This is a genomic window from Levilactobacillus tujiorum, from assembly GCF_012641185.1.
Classification (GTDB): domain Bacteria; phylum Bacillota; class Bacilli; order Lactobacillales; family Lactobacillaceae; genus Levilactobacillus; species Levilactobacillus tujiorum.
The window spans coordinates 1-18,705 of the sequence record NZ_JAAXLK010000021.1; the positions used below are offsets into that span (position 1 = coordinate 1).

General features: G+C 48.5%; 15 protein-coding genes and 1 tRNA gene. 8 read left to right on the forward strand and 8 right to left on the reverse strand.

Translation table 11 applies throughout. From position 1 onward, the window contains the following. Window positions 1-106: 106 nt before the first annotated feature. The 5 genes from HF569_RS10040 to HF569_RS10060 all read right to left on the reverse strand — a co-directional run bounded on the left by HF569_RS10040 (window position 107) and on the right by HF569_RS10060 (window position 6,357). Entirely contained in the window at window positions 107-1,075 is a 969-nt protein-coding gene (locus HF569_RS10040; RefSeq protein ID WP_332870972.1) for an MFS transporter, read from the reverse strand. A gap of 454 nt (window positions 1,076-1,529) precedes the next feature. Next, window positions 1,530-2,237, reverse strand: a complete 708-nt coding sequence (locus HF569_RS10045; RefSeq protein WP_168902313.1) for an aspartate/glutamate racemase family protein — start codon at window positions 2,235-2,237, stop codon at window positions 1,530-1,532. Between the two features lie 5 nt (window positions 2,238-2,242). Then, window positions 2,243-3,496, reverse strand: a complete 1,254-nt coding sequence (locus tag HF569_RS10050; RefSeq protein WP_168902314.1) for a carboxylate--amine ligase — start codon at window positions 3,494-3,496, stop codon at window positions 2,243-2,245. A 123-nt stretch (window positions 3,497-3,619) separates the two neighbouring features. Next, a complete protein-coding gene (gene asnB / locus HF569_RS10055; protein ID WP_168849265.1) occupies window positions 3,620-5,503 on the reverse strand; it encodes an asparagine synthase (glutamine-hydrolyzing) in 1,884 nt (627 codons plus the stop codon). Between the two features lie 152 nt (window positions 5,504-5,655). Next, window positions 5,656-6,357: a Crp/Fnr family transcriptional regulator gene (locus HF569_RS10060; RefSeq protein WP_168902315.1), complete on the reverse strand. Its 702-nt coding sequence runs from the start codon at window positions 6,355-6,357 to the stop codon at window positions 5,656-5,658. A gap of 207 nt (window positions 6,358-6,564) precedes the next feature. Here HF569_RS10060 and HF569_RS10065 point away from each other — a divergent pair, with 207 nt between their 5' ends. Together HF569_RS10065 and HF569_RS10070 are read left to right on the forward strand one after the other, a co-directional pair. Next, window positions 6,565-7,974, forward strand: a complete 1,410-nt coding sequence (locus HF569_RS10065; RefSeq protein ID WP_168902316.1) for a C69 family dipeptidase — start codon at window positions 6,565-6,567, stop codon at window positions 7,972-7,974. Between the two features lie 69 nt (window positions 7,975-8,043). Beyond that, window positions 8,044-8,283, forward strand: a complete 240-nt coding sequence (locus tag HF569_RS10070; RefSeq protein WP_168902317.1) for a hypothetical protein — start codon at window positions 8,044-8,046, stop codon at window positions 8,281-8,283. Between the two features lie 563 nt (window positions 8,284-8,846). On the opposite strand, the gene HF569_RS10075 is transcribed toward HF569_RS10070, so the two are convergent. Next, entirely contained in the window at window positions 8,847-11,351 is a 2,505-nt protein-coding gene (locus tag HF569_RS10075) for an excinuclease ABC subunit UvrA (RefSeq protein WP_168902318.1), read from the reverse strand. 192 nt (window positions 11,352-11,543) lie between these two features. Between HF569_RS10075 and HF569_RS10080 the strand changes: the two genes are divergently transcribed. From HF569_RS10080 to HF569_RS10100, 5 genes are all read left to right on the forward strand, one after another. Continuing rightward, a complete protein-coding gene (locus tag HF569_RS10080; protein WP_168902319.1) occupies window positions 11,544-12,053 on the forward strand; it encodes a minor capsid protein in 510 nt (169 codons plus the stop codon). Window positions 12,054-12,170: 117 nt separating this feature from the next. Beyond that, complete coding sequence (locus HF569_RS10085) at window positions 12,171-12,671, forward strand: VanZ family protein (RefSeq protein WP_168902320.1); 501 nt, start codon at window positions 12,171-12,173, stop codon at window positions 12,669-12,671. A gap of 13 nt (window positions 12,672-12,684) precedes the next feature. Beyond that, entirely contained in the window at window positions 12,685-12,963 is a 279-nt protein-coding gene (locus HF569_RS10090; RefSeq protein ID WP_168849258.1) for a heavy metal-binding domain-containing protein, read from the forward strand. A 66-nt stretch (window positions 12,964-13,029) separates the two neighbouring features. Continuing rightward, window positions 13,030-13,113, forward strand: a tRNA-Leu gene (locus HF569_RS10095). Window positions 13,114-13,672: 559 nt separating this feature from the next. Then, window positions 13,673-14,152: a MarR family winged helix-turn-helix transcriptional regulator gene (locus HF569_RS10100; RefSeq protein ID WP_168902321.1), complete on the forward strand. Its 480-nt coding sequence runs from the start codon at window positions 13,673-13,675 to the stop codon at window positions 14,150-14,152. A 327-nt stretch (window positions 14,153-14,479) separates the two neighbouring features. On the opposite strand, the gene HF569_RS10105 is transcribed toward HF569_RS10100, so the two are convergent. Continuing rightward, entirely contained in the window at window positions 14,480-15,160 is a 681-nt protein-coding gene (locus tag HF569_RS10105; RefSeq protein ID WP_332870973.1) for a type II CAAX endopeptidase family protein, read from the reverse strand. 348 nt (window positions 15,161-15,508) lie between these two features. Beyond that, window positions 15,509-15,712, reverse strand: a complete 204-nt coding sequence (locus tag HF569_RS10110) for a hypothetical protein (protein WP_168902322.1) — start codon at window positions 15,710-15,712, stop codon at window positions 15,509-15,511. 271 nt (window positions 15,713-15,983) lie between these two features. Here HF569_RS10110 and HF569_RS10115 point away from each other — a divergent pair, with 271 nt between their 5' ends. Further along, window positions 15,984-18,701 (forward strand): glycoside hydrolase family 65 protein, encoded by a 2,718-nt coding sequence (locus HF569_RS10115; protein ID WP_168902323.1) that lies wholly within the window; start codon window positions 15,984-15,986, stop codon window positions 18,699-18,701. The last annotated feature ends 4 nt before the right edge of the window (window positions 18,702-18,705 follow it).

Sequence of the window (18,705 nt, forward strand, 5' to 3'; positions counted from 1 at the left end):
CAGAGCTGAGGCTCTTTTTCTGCACTTAAAAGGTGAAAACGTAAAATTCCCATCAAGCACTTGAATCATGTGTTTGATGGGGATTTTGGAGTTTCTGGTGAATAATTCAGGTATCAATATATACCATAAATATTGCCACGAAAATAATTTTAACAACACCAATACCAATAGTTTCAATTAGTGATGCGTTAGTACCAATCCCTGTCTTTTGGAAAATAATAGGCGCATAATAACCGACCGCAATGGTACCAGTTAGCTGTTGAAAAGCCGCAGCTAACAGCGCAATCATCAAGGCAAAACGAACGCCCGGTTTAAACAGCTCCCTAAGCAGTCCTTTATTTTCTCCCTTGAGAGACTGTTTAATCGTGTTGCTTTCCTTTTTAGCAGATTCAGAACCATTCATACGAGTCAAAATTTTTTGTGCCTTGTCATCTTTTCCACGCCCAAATAAGTATCGGGGACTTTCCGGAATAATAGGCGTCAAAACAAAGAAAATGATGGCAGGAACCATCCCAGAACCAAACATGAACCGCCAGCCCATAGTTGTATTCCAAGCGGTTGAATTTAAATTAGCAATAGTTGCATTAACTATGTAAACTGTTGTCATTCCAATAGCGAAGGCCAGCTGATTGGCACTAACCAATGTTCCTCTAAGTCTAGCTGGCGCTACTTCTGAAATATAGAGTGGAACTATGGTTGATGCCATTCCAATTGCTAACCCAGAGATAACTCGTCCAATAACCAGGACAGTTACAGTCTGAGATATAGCTAACAGCAAACTGGATATCGTAAAAAGAGCTCCCGCAGTAACCATAACAGGCTTCCGTCCAGTACGATCACTCATCCAACCTGCAACAACACATCCAACCATTGCACCTAACGCCAAAACACCAGAGACAAAACCGACAGTAGCCTGTGACATGCTAAAATGTACACTGAAAAAACTGAGGGCACCTGAAACTACCCCTTGATCATAGCCGAAGAGTGAACCACCAATCGCTGCAATCAAAACAACTGCAACAATATACTTGAAACTCCCCTTTTGACCGGTAGCAGTACTAGTTGATTTTTCCACAAGGAACGCTTCCTTTTTGAATAAATATAAAGTTATCATTAATGAACACGTTAACATTTTCTGTCGAAAGCGCTTTCAACGGCTTAATAGTACACTCATCTAATTTTGTTGTCAATGATAACTAAGTGAAATTGCGCATGCCAGTCCTCAACTCCTGACAACCACTATGGCCTTTATTTAGAGAAAGCAGATCATTCAAAATATGACACATACTCAATTTCCAACAGCACTCTTGAAGACGTCAATCGCAGGATTAAGCAGATCAGAAAGACTACTTATGGCTATTGAAATTGGGTAACCTTCATCCAAAGAATTCAATTCAAATTCAAAAATCAAGGTACAGAAAAGGGAGTCAATTCATAAACGAATTGACCCCCTCAAAATCTTCCCTCATCAACATTCACTAACAAGGAGCTACTTTTTTCGACTACTTAAATTTGTACATATCTCACATCTATTGCCGTTGTTTCAACGCCAACTCCAACGTCCGATCAACCAACACCGATTGGCTATCCACCGTTGGTAACGTGGTTTCTGGTTCGCGTTCCTGAGCCAAGGAAAGCTCAGTGCAGCCCAGAATGACCACATCGGCATGCTGTTCGTCTATCATCTGGCGAATAATCCGATGATAGAGTTCCGCATCAACCGTATTGTTTTCCTTGATGCTGTGGTAAATCAAATCCATGGTCTCATTCTCAATCGCTTCCGTCGGCAACACGGGTTCCAAGCCAGCCGCCTGAACCTCGTGCTCATAAATCTTATCCGCAATCGTCCCTCGCGTACCGGTAATCCCGATGCGGCGAGCCTTGGGATAGCGCCGTTTAACCTCTTTAACGGTTTCCCGGGGCATATGCAGAATTGGAATGTCGGTTGCTGCCTGCAGGTCCTCATAAAAATAGTGAGCCGTGTTGCAAGGCAACGTAAAGAACGCCGGCCGCAGCTGACTCTGTTGCTGGATGTCTTCTAGCAGACTCGGCAACGGACTCGGCTGATTGTGATCTAAAATGTAGGCCGTGCGGTCGGGAACAGTCGCATGGTTAACCAAGATATAATTCAAATACTCCTGATCAGCGTGGGCTGGTGTCCGCAAGTTCAACTGATGCACGTAACTTTCGGTGGCCATGGTTCCCATGCCGCCAATAATCGTAAAGAATTTTTGCATGGTAATTACCCCTTGTTTTCTGCGAAATACTTCTTAAAGTTCACGGTGTAGTTGTGCTGCATCCACTGGATCAAGGCCCACCGCTTCAGATTCATATCCTGATCGAACCGGTAAGTCGTCCCGTATTTACCCGCAGCAATCAACTTCAATGCCCGTTCCTTATCGGCATTTTCACGCGTATACCGCTTAAACACCTTGACCGGCACCCCTAGCCACAATGCATGCTGGGCTTCGTCTTGGTTTCCATAAACGGTTGGCGCATCCACCAGCTCATTCTTGACATAGTCTTTGACAACCCAGTCAGCTAAGTTATAGCCGTTCAAGGTTACAAAGAAGCTGCTTCGTCCTTGACGCAGGTTGATTTCAAACAACTTAAAGGTTTGATCGCGCACATCGTACTTCATATCAAAGTTCGCATAACCGGTGAACTCGATGGCTTCTAAGAACTTCTGAATATTGTGGTAAATCGTTTCGTTATATTCAGGAATAATCGCCACGTAGTTTCCAATAGCCGATGGCGCTGGATCTTCCAACAATGGATGGCCCAGACACATCATTTTCACGTGATGGTGCTGATCAACATAGGCGTTCAGCACCCGCATGTTACTGTCGTCACCCGGAACAAAGTCTTGTAAGATCAAATCGGACGTGTACCCGTTCGCGTAGATCTTACCCACAATATCCTTGAATTCAGCTTCACTTTGAATCCGGAAAGCCTTCTTCCGCCCCTCAAAATGAACGTCGAGCCACTCGACACTGTTGGCCGGCTTCAAAGCAACTGGGTAGTCAAAAGGTTGTTCGACGTTGCCAGCCGTGGCCTCTTCCTTAGTGATGATTCGTGTTGCTGGGTATAGCAAATCATACTTGTCACAAACCTTGTAGAAGTTTTCCTTGTTATTTAAATGCCGTAACTTGTCATAATCAATGTATGGGCAAATAAAGACATCCTCAAGCTCTGCCTTATGCTTACTAATCAATTCGGCATAGCCATCCCCACAGCCAATCAAGATGACTGGTTCTGGGTGATTGGCGTACCGTTCCTTCAATTTACGCATGGTCTCAATCCAGACAGGATCCTCATCGAACCCGGGAATTAATTCTAGATTGACCACTTTGGTGTACCGCGTTGGGGCCAGCTGAATACTAGCAAAGGCCTGAACGGGTTCGTGATACAACTCATAAAACGACCGTGCCATTCCATAAACGTTGAAATCACTCCCCAACAGAATGGGGGTGAACTTTACGCCATTATTTTCCATAACGAATTAACGTCCCTTCACAACTACTTTTTTCTATTAAAACGCAATCAAGGTTGTTAGCGGACGAGTCCAATAGCAACCTTGAGCGTTATCGGTTAGCCATCGCTGGCATCCCGCTAAATATTAAACTTGGGTCCGGTGAACCAAATCAATGGTCTTCGCCGTCGTCTCTTCTGGGAAGTAAACTTCATACCACAGAATGAACGTGTAAATTGTAAAGATCTTTTGCATGCTGGACTTACCGTTGATGTGTTCCCGCAGGATATCCATCAAGGCTTCAGTATCAAAGAACTTGTGGGCCACGTCAGAATTGAAGGCTTCAATAATCCGTGACTTGTATGGTTCCGTCTTAATCCACGTTGCAATTGGGGATGGGAAGCCCATCTTTTCCTTCTTGGCAACCCGTTCTGGCAGTTCAGCTTCAGCAGCCGTCCGCAATGATACCTTAGTTTCGTCAGCGTGAATCCGCGTCTTAACTGGCATCGTCGCAGCAAATTTAGCCACTTCCTTATCCACCAGTGGCGTCCGGACTTCTAGCGAGTTCGCCATGCTCATCCGGTCGGCCTTGTGCAAGATATCATAAGGCAACCAGGTGTTGATATCGAAGTACTGCATCTGCGTCATTTCGTCTAAGCCCTTAACATCGTCAAACAGGTGCTTCGTGTAGGCACCAGCGTCCCGATTCAGTTTAGGATTCTTCAAGATCTTGTTCCGATCATGATAGTCGAAGACGTAGTTCACCCGGTAGTACCGTTCGCTCAGCGGCTGTGCGCCCCGAACCAAGAAGCGGCGACCGTGGAAACGAGGGAACTTCTCGGCGATGCCACCCAACATCTTGCGAATACCCTTAGGCACCCACTTTTGGTAACGTTCAAATGGAATGGCTTCAAGGTACGTGTTGTACCCACCGAAGAATTCATCGGCCCCTTCACCAGACAGCGCCACCTTAACGGACTGACGCGTCCCCTTGGAGAGGTAATACAGCTGCATCGCTGAAGGGTTGGACAGTGGTTCATCCATGTAATACATGATGGTTGGCAGGATGTCGAAATAGTCATCCCCCGTCATGTACAACGGTGTGTTCTTTTGCTTAATTTCCTTGGCGAATTCCGTAGACCAACTCAATTCACTATACTTGGAGTTCTTAAACCCTAAGGAGAAGGATTGGATCGGCTTTAACTTAGAAGCCTCGTTCAGCACGTAGGATGAATCGATCCCACTGGACAAGAAACTACCGACTTCAACGTCGGCGATCATATGTGCCTTAACGGATTCATCAACGATTCCCCGAATCTTCTTGGCATCTTCTTCGACCGTTTGACTGTTGTCGATGTGATCGTAGTTGAACTTGTAGTACCGGTGCGTTTCCGTTTCACCGTTTGCCCGGTGAATGAAATATTGACCTGGTAATACCTTGTAAACGTTCTTAAACATCGTATCGCGTGAAGGAATGAACTCAAAACTCAAATGAATTGGTAATAATTCTTCATTGAATTCCTTCTTGAAGTTAGGATGTTCCAAGAATGCCTTAATTTCGGAAGCCCACAGGAAGGTCTTCCCATCATCGTAGTAATACATGGGCTTGATCCCGAAATGATCCCGGGCACCAAAAACCTCGTTCTTGGTCTTATCGTAGATTGCGAAGGCATACATTCCCCGTAACCGGTCCAACAGCTTAGGACCCCAAGCATCGTAACCGTGAATGAGGACTTCTGAATCAACATCCGTTTTGAATTCGTAGCCGAGCTTTTGTAGATCTGCCCGGATTTCTTGATAGTTATAAATTTCACCATTGAAGGTCAGAACCTTCGTCTGGTCCTGGTTATACATGGGTTGCTTCCCGTGAGCCAAGTCAATGATTGATAGGCGTCGGAACCCCATCACGGCTTGATCATCACTGAAGAAAGCCTCGTCATCTGGTCCCCGGTGCTTGATTCGGTCTGCCATATTATTAATCGTGGTAGCCGGAACATCTTTTTGGTTCACATAGCCAACGAATCCACACATGTGCGTATCCCCTTTTTCCTCTTTAATAGTAAAACATGTCTAATTTGGTCGTCCATTAATATTTAAATGAAACACAACACCCATCATTTTAGCAAATTTATTTCGGGAATACCATATTATTAAGGATTCTTAAACGGTTCGCTGAAAATGCGTTAGGCCGGGGCCACATCCCCTAGCTTGGTGGCGTCGGTTATTTTGACCTGCCGGCGACCGATCGTTTCAATAATACCCGCCGTCACTAACTGACGAAGCTTGCGGCTGAGCGATTCGGGTGTCATCCCCAGATAAGCCGCTAAGTCTTGCTTACTCATCGGCAAATCCACGGTTCCCGCGGTATGACCGCTGAGTTCTCGTAAGTAACCGGCCAAACGTGGTAATGCGTCCGGAATCGCTAACAAGGTTGCTTGGCGTTCAGCGACCTTAAGTCGATCGGCTAGGGCGCCCAACAATGCCATCGATAAGGGCGGCATTTTTTTAATCAGTGCGGTCAACGCCGAGCGAGAAATCGTGCACAGCTCGGTGGTCTTGGTGGCTTCCGCGTAAGATGAGTGAATTTCATCCGTAAATAGTGCGATTTCACCAATGAAGTCCCCCGGATTGAGGACCCGCAGGACCTGCTCACGACCATCCTCGGCCAAATGATACAGCCGTACCTGCCCTTGATTGACAATGTACAGCGTCTGCGAGACTTCCCCCGTGCTAAAGACAGTTCCGCCCTTTTCCGCGTGAATCGGTCGGGTAACCTGTGCGACCGACATCATCTGATCCGCGGAAAGACGCTGAAATATGGGAACTTGTGAGACACACTCTAGCTCCCGTTCAATCGAATGTTCATGCGCCTGTCCATGTTCCATTACGACATCTCCCTTTAATTAAGCCAGCCATGATTCAGTTAGGACTGACCACTCACGGCTGGTTGATCATTATCTTCTAAAATGACTCTATCCAAAACCCATTCTAGCAAAATATTGCCGCCAACCGGTGACAAACGCCTCACGCCATTAAAATATGCTATAGTAAAATTTATAAATTGACGCACTTTATCCGGAGGAGGAACCCCTATGCTTCGTCAAACGCACCAAGCTTGCACGTCATTTCTAGCTGGAAAACACGCCACAATTGATGGTAGCCCGTTGATTGCCCGTAACGAGGATAACGGCGTCGCCATCTGGCCTAAACAGGCGGTCGTCTACCCGGCCACCGAGAACCAAGACACCACGTTTGTGTCCAAAAACAATCAGTTCACCACCACTTTACCCGTCCATGCGGCTCAATACACCGCCGTGCCGGACACCGATCCGAGCGAAGGTGACTACGCTGAAAGCGGGATCAATGCCCACAACGTGGCGATGAGCGCCACCGAATCAGCTTACGCTAACAGCCGGGTTCTCGGTGTCGATCCGCTGGTCGGCGATGGAATCGCCGAGGATGCCATGGTCACCGTCGTTCTGCCCTACATCGACTCCGCTCAGGCCGGTATCAAGCGGCTGGGCCACCTCGTAGAAACCAACGGGGCAGCGGAGGCCAACGGCGTTCTCTTTAGTGATGCGGACGAGGTCTGGTACATGGAAATTGTGAGTGGTCACCACTGGGTTGCTCAACGGATTCCTGACGACATGTACGCCGTGGTAGCGAATCAGTTAGCGATTCAAGACATTGATTTCGACCGGCCCGGCGACTTCTTAACTTCCACTGGCATCCGGCACTTCGTTCAAGCCAATCACCTCAATCCCGATGGTAACCGGTTCAATTCGCGCCATATTTTCGGCACCCAATCGACCTTTGACGCCCACTACAACACCCCGCGCGTCTGGTATGGCCACAAGCTGTTTACGCCCAGTGCCTTCGAAAATCCCACGGATCAGGAACTGCCATTTCTAAGACACGCCGAACGTAAAATCAGCGTCCCCGACGTCGCCGAATTATTGGGATCGCACTATCAGGAGACGCCCTACGATCCGCTGGGAACCGGGACCACCACGGAGAAACACCTCTACCGCGCAATCGGCCTGTCACGGACTGAAAATTCCCATATTTTACAAATTAGGCGCCACGTCATTCCCAGTCTAGCCGGGATTATCTGGCAATGCTTCGGGAATCCGGCCTTTAATCCGTACGTTCCCTTCTACGCCAGTGGCGATCAGCTCAGCGCCAGCTATCACGCGGACAACCGAACCTTCTCTCCGCAGAATCCTTACTGGGCCGGCAAGCTCTTGGAGACCCTCGGTGAAGCTCACTATCACCAAAATCGTGAGCAAATCAGTAATTTTCTTAAGCACACGCAAGCCTTGGGGATTCAACGCTTAGTTGTGGGAGATGCTTTGCCCCACCCCAATGCTTCAACGCTGGGAGAATTCAACGCCACCACAGCCACCACGTTTGCCACGGAGATTGAGACCCAAGCGGGAAAATTACTCTGTACCAACGCAGAACAATCCGCGCTGTCATTTAAGATGGACCATAATTTGTGAAATGATATCGTTTTCAGAGCAAGTGCGGTATAATGAAATTAGCAACTAGCCCTGAAAGGAATGATTAGGATGGATGAAGTTGTACTCTTTAATCCCGGCGATTCAATTGGTAACTTTCACGATTATCATGAAGCTGTGCAGACGGCGCAGATCTACCAAGCGCGGCACACCGATTCCGGTCATGTTTTGGTTGTGAAGAGTGAAAAGGGAGAACCTTCCTTTGATATCTTCTTAGCTGAATCACAGTTAAACAACGGTCAGACTGGGCACGCGGCCAGCGAAAAATATCGTATTAGTAAGAAACTCTAAATTAAACGAATTGAGCGTCAGCGGAATCATTCCGCTGACGCTCTTTTTCGTCGTTAACTAAAACATTTAGGTTCTAACAGTGATTTCGATAGCCAACATGGATGGAACTGCCGCCTTACCGTTCGCCAAATTTGAGCTGGATCGCTGTGGGCAGGACGGCTCGAGCCATAGAGCGGTCTCGAACCTCGCTTTGAGCCGAGAAACACGTCTCAAAGGCGCCATTTACCAAGCAAGCCACTTGGTAAATCCCACGGCTGAGCTCAAATTTAGCTCACTCACGGCTACGTAACGGTGGTCAACTCCTTGCCGACTGAATCTAGTTTATCATCCATTCAAGCTAACTCAGAACTCAACGACTTCCCTTAGCCGCAGGAGGGCAGAGATGGAGCCAGCTGTGACAACGGTGTTAGCCGATTCTCGGCTTACAGCGTGGGATGCGTTTGGAAACTGACGGTTTTGGTCAGGTTTCAAACCGAGCCGGAGGACCGCTTCTCAGGCCGCAGGCGGTCCCCCACAGCAGGCGGAATCTCTGCCAGCCGCAGGCGACTGGTTTAGGTTACCAGTTATGCGGTGAATAAATCGAGTTCCGCCTTCAGGTATTGACCAGTCACGCTGGCCGGATTCTCACTGACTGCTAGCGGCGTCCCCGTGGCGACTAACTTACCGCCGTTAATGCCACCACCGGGTCCCATATCAATGACGTAATCCGCATTGGCAATTAAATCCAAGTCGTGTTCAATCGCGATCACCGTCGCGCCCTGGTGAAGCAGCTGATCAAAGACTTTGACCAGTTGTTGAATATCCAGTGGGTGTAATCCTACGGTCGGTTCGTCAAAGATGAATAGCGTCCCATTCTGACGTTTACCGATTCGAGAAACTAATTTCAGTCGTTGCGCCTCACCACCGGACAACGCGGGCGTACTTTCACCTAACAACAAGTACCCCAATCCCATGTCATGTAGGGTTTGCAAGGTCTGCGAAATACCAGCCTCAGCCGCAAAGATCGGCAAGGCTTCGTCGACGGATAACGCCAAGACATCGGCAATGCTGTAATCATGCCATTTGACCGCCAACGTTTCGCGATTGTAGCGCTGACCATGACACTGCGGGCAAACTTCCGTAATATCTGGCAAGTATTGAACATCTAACGAGATCTGGCCGGTTCCCCCACACATGGGGCAAGCGCCAGCCTTAACGTTATAGGAGAAACGACTGCTGGTATAGCCCTGCTTTTGGGCCGCCGGTGTCGCTGCAAATAGCTTGCGTAGCCGGTTCAAAATATCTGTATACGTCGCGACCGTGGACCGCACGTTTTTTCCGACCGGCACGGAATCCACTTTCACCACGTGCCGAATTCCTGCTCGGTCAAGGGCTTTGACGTGCGTCGGCAAGGGACGGTGGTCCACTTCCGCCTCAATACCGGGGATCAAGCTATCTAATACCAGGGTGGTCTTACCGGCGCCACTCATCCCCGTCACCGTGGTCAGTCGATTCTTAGGGAACTTTACGGCGACATCGTCAATGTTAAACCGGTGCTGAACCTCCAACGCCAGACTTCCCTTTTGCCAAAGCGCTTGTTCACTGAGCTGCGGACGTTCCCGCAGTTGACTGGTGCCGTTTAAAAATGGTGCAATCAATGACCGCTGACTGTGGGCAATCTCCGTCACCGTTCCCTGGTCGACAACGGTGCCTCCATTCTTACCAGCACCTGGCCCGATTTCAATCACATCGTCCGCTGCGCCAATGATTCGCGTATCGTGGTCAACCACCACGACGGAGTTGCCTTGCGCCACTAGCCCCCGAAAAGCCTTAATTAAGCCCGTCACGTTAGCGGGATGCAAGCCGACAGAGGGTTCGTCTAGCACATAAAGCACGCCCGTAGTCGCACTACGCAGGGTCCGTCCCAATTGAATCCGCTGCAGTTCTCCCGTGGACAAGGTATTTCCGGGACGATCGAGCGTCAGGTAGTCTAATCCCAAGTCCACCATGGGTTGTAAACTCAAGAGCAACTCGTCGATCAGGTTGGTCCCCAGTTGATGCATTTTCGCTGGCAACCAATCCACGACTGTCGCCGCAAAGGTCCGCAATTGATCCACCGGCAATGCACACACTTCGGCCAGATTTTTACCATTTAGCGTTTGTTTTAGCAATTCCGGATTGAGTCGAGTTCCCTGGCAAGTCGGACACGTATCAAAGGTGTAAAACTTGTTGAGCTTCGCCATGGTCCGCTCATTCTTAGTCGTCGCCAGGCTATCCTCGACGGCGGCAAAGGCGTTCTCATAGACTGCATTGTCCATATGGAAAATTTTACCCTTGCTGCTGGGAATGTTAATCGCCACGGTCTGTTTCTTTCCATGCAGCACCCGTTGCTTGTCCGCAGCGCTAAGGTCCTTATAGGGCACATCAATGGGAATCCCAATTGCATTCGCCACGATCGGCATGAAGTTACGCCCCGGCAGATGCCACGATGCTACGGCACCCTCTTCCAAAGTCTGATCTTCATTGGCAATCAGTAAGGTCGCGTCCAGTTGCCGTACCTCCCCTAAACCGTCACAGGTCGGGCAAGCGCCGTCAGAATTGAAGGCAAAATCCTCGGCTCCCGGGGCTCGAAATCGAACGCCACAGGTTGGACAAATCACATAGCCATCATTTTCGGCGACTTCTAAAGTTGGGGGGACTTGATGACCGTTCGGACAGACTGGCGAGCCCAGTCGCGAAAAGACCAGCCGCAAGATGTTGAGGCTCTCAGACATCGTACCGACCGTCGAGCGTACTCCCGGCACGGCTGGCCGCTGACGTAACGCTAAGGCTGATGGCAAATACTCGACGGAATCAACCGCAGCTTTCCCCATCTGATTGATCCGCCGCCGGGTAAATGTCGACAAGGCATTCAAGTACCGGCGGGCGCCCTCGGCGTAGAGCACTCCCATGGCAAGCGACGACTTTCCCGAACCACTGCGCCCCGTAATGGCAACGAAACGATTCAAGGGGATGTCAACGTCAAGGCTCTTCAAGTTGTTGACCCTTGCTCCCCGCACTTTAATGGCTGATGGTAAGTGATTTGACATAAATATTGGGACTCCCTTCAAGTTTAGTCAGTGTTTTCATTTTACCCTAGTTGCCCTAAAAATTCAGGGTTACGCATTCACACGGTACCGCCGCCCACTTCCGTAAAAATTATACAAAGTGCGTCATTCATGCCAAATCTGGCAACCTTAACGTGTATAATATTTGGCAAGAGCTTATTCAGGAGGTGTCTCGTGAAAAATAAAAGTGACCTTTCAACCAGTGTCGTCGTCTTCTTAATCCTCGACGTCATCTTTGGCGTAGCTTTCTTCGCGCTGAACCAGTCCATCACTTGGTCCACGATAATTGCGCTCGTGCTCGCACTGATCTTCTGGTATTTCCCGCAAATCGGTCGACTCGTTGGCCTCAATCACCCCAAACCCGCTAAGGCAGCCCCGGCAGCAACGCCGTACGCTGACTATTATCAAATTAATTGTCAGCTTGATCGTCAGACCTGTCCCGACTGCGGTGCCCGTGACGGCCGCATCTACCGCACGGACGAAGCCCGGCCTGGCCGCAACTATCCCCCATTTCACGACGGCTGTCGCTGCATTGCCAGCCCCTGCACTGGCGACTTGCCCGAAAACAATGACCGTCAATACCGTGATCCTCAGACGGACGCCCTCAAGATGGGGCCTTACCTCACCTATGCCGACTGGCACAAGTCCATGGTCAAAAAATACGGCAAGTCGGTCTTCAAGTGATCTCAGCCGCTGAAATGGGCCTAATGCTTTCAAAATCACTCCGTCACATTTATTTTTTCAAAACAATTGTTCCGCCCCCATCAAGCCGGTATACTGGAAGCATTGGGGGTGAGTCATATGATTCGTTGGCTACCATTTATCTTAGTCAGCATCCTTTGGGTCAGCCTGAGTCTTCGGGACTGGCAACATGCACAGCGGCGGCGTATCTGGTGGTGGCTTGGGTGCTGGGGATTAAGCACCTTAACGTGGACGCCAGTCGCCCTGAGCTTCGGTAACAGCGTCGGCCAAATTCAAACGTTTTGGTGGGCCGGGGGTATTTGGGTGATCTGGCCGCTACAACCGGCTAGCATCGACACTTCGTTTTGGCTAAATATCCTAATGACGGTTCCCCAAGGGATCATCTGGCAGTATGACCACAGTCATCATCGCTGGCGTCAGTGGTTACTGGCCGGGTTAGGTGTCGGCTTGACGCTCGAAGCCGGCCAAGCCCTTTTCAATCGGCTAGTTAGCTTGGGACGCTGGGTTGATATTAATGATGTAATCACGAATTGTCTGGGCGTCGTCATTGGCGCAGCCATCATGCTGGTGCTACAACGACGTTACCAGACTTTACAATGAGGAGGAACTACATATGTTCATGACAACCGGTGGGTTAAATCGTTCCCACACTATTCAGGGGATTCTAACGGCTACAACGCACACGATGTTACGGTCAGAAAAACCAGATCAATTTGAGCTGTTTGATGGTTTGTTCGACGAGGCCAAACAGCAACTCATGAAACAGGCACAGGAAGCAGGTGCCGATGGCCTCATCGAAGTGCGTTTCAATACAGAGGTCGTCCAAATGAATGTTGCCCCTAAATTTTTAGTCGTTCACGGCTACGGTACCGCGGTTAAGTTCCCTAAATAAAGTTTTTTTAAATTAAGGGTTCACATTTATACACGGATAGTGTAATATATTACTTGTTGTTGAGTTGCCCCGATGGCGGAACTGGCAGACGCGCAGCGTTCAGGTCGCTGTTTGAGAGATCAAGTACAGGTTCGAATCCTGCTCGGGGCATCATGAATAACTTGAAAAGAACTCATTGGACTTAGGTCTGATGAGTTTTTTTTATTTCCTATTTTTCTGAATCAAAACCTCACGACTCCCCCAATTCCACCTGCACTTATTCATTATCCTTTTCATAAAAATTACCTTTTCATTTACCAATCTTCTGGTATACTTAAACAGGCTCGTCAACCGGGTGTTTAATTGACCAATTTAATCATAAGTTCACAAACTCGTATGCACCTCAGTTAATTAATTTATTCGCTATCTTTCTATAGCCGCAATGAGGGTCAGTCGCCAGACTATAATGACACATACCATTTACCATAGAGTCCTACTATTTTGCTTGGACTCGGCGATAAAATGTATTCCACCAATAAACATTGAACTTGTATGTCGATATGCTATATAATTAACTCGATGTTACGTTTAATCTAAAGCGGCTAGTTTCACTTCTCATTATATTTTCTACCAATAATGACCATCACCCATCAAATAAGTAATTTTGCTTGCCAGCGGCAATTTAATTGTATACAATACTCTGGAAAGTAAACGAAAGGAGGCCAATGCAATGGCAGACGTCAATCCTGTATTATTAGATGAACAATTGTGTTTTTCCATTTACTCAGCTAGTAAAAAGTTCAACCATTTTTACCAAAGCGCCCTTGCACCTTTTGGCTTAACCTATCCTCAGTACATCGCAATGTTGGTGCTCTGGGAAAAAGCCCCACTGACGGTTCATCAATTAGGTGACCGGCTAGAGCTCGACAGTGGTACATTAACTCCACTGCTGAAGCGGCTCGAAAAGCAAGGCTGGGTCAGCCGAGTTCGCAGTCAAACGGACGAACGTCAAGTCCTCATTCATTTAACGGAAATGGCTACAACTAAGCGTGATGAAGTTTACTCACGAATTGGCCAGTGTCAAAACCTGTTGGGGATGTCCGGCGACGAAATCGACTCAATGATGTCCGAGTTAGTCACCGTCAAGGAGCAGCTTGACAACGTGAGCCACCGCCGCTTAATTACCAAAGAAGTCGATAAAGTTAACTAAAAATGACCAACGCCCCCAGGTTTGAGTGCGTTGGCCATTTTTTAATTGCTATTGATAAGTATTCTCGCCATTAGATTCACCATAACAATAGTTGGAAAACATGACGACTTAGTGACTTCATTCTAACTATAACGACCCTGACAGTCACTATCTCAGCTAACTAGGAACACCGTGTCAGCCGTGAGGTCGGCAGATATGGGCTCAGGCACGTCGTTCGCACCGTTTCCAGCCCATATCTGCCGACCGGTAAGGCGAAAGGATCACCAAGTTGCCTAGCTTTAGTGTCAATGCTGTCCGAGAACTGATCTCACGTATTACCTTTCCAAGCTAATGCCGTAACGTCAGAATCATCAGTAGCACGGCAATTAAGTTGTTGAATCCGTGTAAAATAATCGTCGTCTGAAGCTTATCCGTCTTCCGGTAAATGTAAGCAAACGTGCCGCCCATGATCGCATAGATCAGCCAGCTGACAATATTATCACTCTGATGAACCAGTGAGAATACCACCCCACTGGCCACGACGGGCAACCAAAAGGACGTTGCGGGAAAACAACCACCCACTAAAATCCCCCGAAAAGTTAACTCCTCCAAGATGGGTGAAGCAAATACGGCCGTCAAACTCAACATAACCAGGGTCAACGTACTATGTCCCATGATCGTTGCAATCAATGTATTATTCTTGGTACTCGATTCATTAAAGAAAATATTGTTGACCATATTCAACAGGATCTCCACAACAATGATAAAGAGGTAACCCTTAATCATTAGCCGCCAATCTTGTGTCGTCAGCGACTGCCACCGACTGGTATGTGTCTTCCTGAAGATCCAGATGCCGAGTCCAATGGCGACGATAAATCCCAGCAGATAAGCTGCTGCCCATAATCCTCGTTGGACAACCGGCCCGCGCATCATGAACCCCAGTGGAATCTGAACCACTGACGTCACCACAATCATGACCAGCACCCAACCAAAGTTCCAATAACTCGGTTGTTTTATTTTCTCCGCCACACTATCATTCCCTCAATATTATTTGTTGTTTCTCCAAACAAACCCAGACGACGCCTAGGTTACCGCTGTCTAATAGTTTACAACGAAATCCCGCAATAAATTTGCCAAATATTTATATTTTAATGGCATTTTTTCTCATTCTGCGGTACTATAGGGTTGCGGGTAAGTTTGAACTAACCTTCAGCTTCCTCGTGAGGCTTCTGTCCTCATTCAACAGACAGATTTCATTTTACTCCCCCAAAGTAGATGAAATTTTTACAACATAATCCCCCAATTATGTTGTAACCTTACTCTTTGGCCATTGCGACTTATCGTAATGGCTTTTTTTATGCCCTTTTTTACGGGTTATCAGTCATCGTCATCATCAAAGGCGCGGTGCGGCCACAGCTTCCAAAACAAGTAGAAATTAACGAGCGTGGCAATCAACAGGCCCCCTAGTCCAAATAGGACCTTGGCCCAGCCAACTAGCGTCCATGCAAGCAGGCCCCACATCGTCCCCCCAATAATCAGTCCGGTTGCGAGAAAAATTAAGCTCATGGTCAATACTTTCATGCACGGTATCTCCTTTCACTCTGCTGATATGAGCTTACCACGTTTCATTCATTTATCGAAACTAATTTTCATCCCCCAGTCACCAACAATTGGTCGAACCACCCAGGATTGTTCAAAATTGTGCAATCGCTTGCAACTGCGTCATTTAAGCGTTCCTTCTTGCCGATTTTTCACCGAATTTAAGGGGAATTAATTGCTTATTGTGAGTCGGTAACCTAAGATTAATAGTGAATGAGTTCGCTAATTCTTAGTAGAAAGGAAGCCGATTAGCTTGAAAATAATTACGTTGCACGTTTTAGACGATTCCCTGCAGGTGAGTTATGCGCCTGCAGGTCAACCAGCGGCTCAACGCCAATTTACGATTGCCTACAATAGCAATCAAGGTATTGGCGAAAACCTCGAAAACTTACGAGTCAAACTCGTTGGGTTAGATGTTGACGCTGCCATTGTCGACAACGCCTTAAGCTATCCCTTCTCGGATACCGTCGTTGGGATTAATCACCAACGCATCGATATTGGCCTAGCCATTACCAATATGTTAAACATCCCCGTTGTCAGCAGCCAAGCTATTGCTGAACAAGGATTAGACGCTGCTCTGAAGGCCAAGCGCGATTACCTCACTTGGCACCTTGACTATTACGGTCAGTACCAGGGCAAACGCAACTATGGTCAAGAAGCCATGCTGACAGTTGGTAACGGTTTCTTCGGCCTGCGCGGGGCGTACACGGAAGCTCATGCCGATCAAGACAACTATCCTGGCATGTACACGGCCGGACTTTATGATCAATTAACCACTAATATTAATGGCCGTCAGGTGACTAACGAAGATCTGGTGAACCTCCCCAACGCCCAAGCTCTGACATTTGGCGTCGATCATCAGAATCCATTTCAGATTAAGGCCAGTGACATCCAAGACATCTATCGTAGTCTCAACCTACATACGGGTGCGCTGACCACGACCATGCTGGTTCAACTGTCCACTGGTCACAGTCTTCAAATCAAGACGACGAAACTAGCCAACATGCACGACTGGCATCGGTTGAGTATCCAATATAGCATCACGCCACTGAACTTCGCCGGCAGCCTCCAAGTTTACTCAGAAATTGACGGTAGTGTCATCAATGCTAACGTTGCCCGTTACGCGGCCTTTGATCAGCGGCACCTCAAAATCACAGGAACCGGGCAACAACCCGATACCATTTATTTAGAGGGGCAAACGCGAACGTCTCAAGTTGGTCTCATTCTCGGTTCCCACCTCACTGGACCCGGCAAGGCACTCGCTGCTCCCGTTGACGTACGACCTAATGCGGAACAACATATCCAACAGATGCGCTCCGTGACCGTTGAACCTAACCACACCTATACATTTGAAAAGAACGTGGTCCTCTTCACGCAACGCGAAACTTCAGACGACCTCATGACCGCAGCCAGTGCTGAACTCCCACGCACCAACTTTGCTGATTCCTTAAGCAGCAACACAACTTATTGGCAGAAACGCTGGCAAGATGCGGATATTCAGATTACCGGTGATATTACCGCGCAAAAGCTCACCCGGGTCAATCTGTACCACCTCTTCATCTCAACGCAGGCCATCGCTTCTGGCAAGATCGACGCGTCCGTCAACGCACGGGGACTCGATGGCGAAGCCTACCGTGGTCACGTCTTCTGGGACGAGATGTTTGATCTCCCCGTCTTCGCCGCACACGACCCGCAGTTGGCTAAACAGTTGCTCATGTACCGCTACCGTCGACTGCCCGCCGCTAAGAAGAACGCTCAGGACGCCGGTTTTGCCGGTGCCATGTATCCTTGGCAATCCGGCGCGACCGGTGATGAACAATCCCAAGTCGTTCACCTAAACCCGATGACCAACACCTGGGATCCTGATTACTCATCACTGCAGCGTCATATTTCATTGGCCGTGGCCTACAACGTCATCATGTATACCCGGATCACGGGCGATCAAGACTTCATGAGCCATTACGGTTTGGAAATGCTCGAAGAGATCGCTCAGTTCTGGCTCAGCAAGTCTAAATTCGATCAACAGACTCAGCGCTATACCATCGATCAAGTCATGGGTCCCGACGAATTCCACGAAAATTATCCCAACGCCAATGCAACGGGTCTCGCCAACAACGCCTATACGAATCTGATGGTCACGTGGCTATTCAATCAACTCGCGGCATTGCGCCAGTCCTTGCCTCAAGCCGACGTCCAAGCCGTCGACCAGAAGACGGGTCTCACTTCAGAGCTGACTAAAAAGATGACCGCGGTCAGTCACCACTTGAAGTTGGATATCAATGCTGACGGCATCATCGGTCAATTTGAGGGCTATTTCAAGCTCCCACAACTTGACTTCCGTAAGTACCAGAAGAAGTATGGCGATATTTCCCGCATGGATCGGATCTTAAAGGCCGAGGGTAAGACACCTGACGCTTATCAAGTTGCCAAACAAGCGGATGCTCTGATGGCCTTCTACAGCCTGGACACCGAGTCAGTGATGGGCCTACTCAAACAATTAGGCTATGACCTACCACGACAGGCTCTGCTGAAGAATCTTCAGTTCTATCTTGACCGCACGACACACGGGTCCACCCTGTCACGCATTGTTTACGCCGTACTAACCGCAATGGCTGGCAATATGGACCAATCCTGGCAGCTCTTCTCGCAAGCCTTACTGTCCGACTATTACGACATTCAAGGTGGCACGACGGCCGAAGGGGTCCACTTAGGCGTCATAGGTGCGGTCACGCTAATGTCCACACGGCATTACGCAGGGGTAGATGTGCTGGCCCCTAAGCTTACCGTCACCCCCCACTTGCCACAACACTGGCAAGCCATGCATTTCAACCAGCTGATTCGTGGGATTCGGTACCACTTTGACATTGATCACCATCAAGTTCAGGTGGCAGCTGACCACGCGGCTACACTAACGATTGGTCAACACCAAGTTTCACTAAAACCGCACCAACCAGTAACGATCACATATTAAGGAG

Bases quoted from the DNA above. Each gene is read 5' to 3' on its own strand.
- HF569_RS10070 (WP_168902317.1), top strand. From the start codon at position 8,044: ATGGATGAAGTTGTACTCTTTAATCCCGGCGATTCAATTGGTAACTTT.
- HF569_RS10085 (WP_168902320.1), top strand. From the start codon at position 12,171: ATGATTCGTTGGCTACCATTTATCTTAGTCAGCATCCTTTGGGTCAGC.
- HF569_RS10045 (WP_168902313.1), bottom strand. From the start codon at position 2,237: ATGCAAAAATTCTTTACGATTATTGGCGGCATGGGAACCATGGCCACC.
- HF569_RS10065 (WP_168902316.1), top strand. From the start codon at position 6,565: ATGCTTCGTCAAACGCACCAAGCTTGCACGTCATTTCTAGCTGGAAAA.
- HF569_RS10110 (WP_168902322.1), bottom strand. From the start codon at position 15,712: ATGAAAGTATTGACCATGAGCTTAATTTTTCTCGCAACCGGACTGATT.
- HF569_RS10050 (WP_168902314.1), bottom strand. From the start codon at position 3,496: ATGGAAAATAATGGCGTAAAGTTCACCCCCATTCTGTTGGGGAGTGAT.
- HF569_RS10090 (WP_168849258.1), top strand. From the start codon at position 12,685: ATGTTCATGACAACCGGTGGGTTAAATCGTTCCCACACTATTCAGGGG.
- HF569_RS10060 (WP_168902315.1), bottom strand. From the start codon at position 6,357: ATGGAACATGGACAGGCGCATGAACATTCGATTGAACGGGAGCTAGAG.
- asnB (WP_168849265.1), bottom strand. From the start codon at position 5,503: ATGTGTGGATTCGTTGGCTATGTGAACCAAAAAGATGTTCCGGCTACC.
- HF569_RS10075 (WP_168902318.1), bottom strand. From the start codon at position 11,351: ATGTCAAATCACTTACCATCAGCCATTAAAGTGCGGGGAGCAAGGGTC.
- HF569_RS10100 (WP_168902321.1), top strand. From the start codon at position 13,673: ATGGCAGACGTCAATCCTGTATTATTAGATGAACAATTGTGTTTTTCC.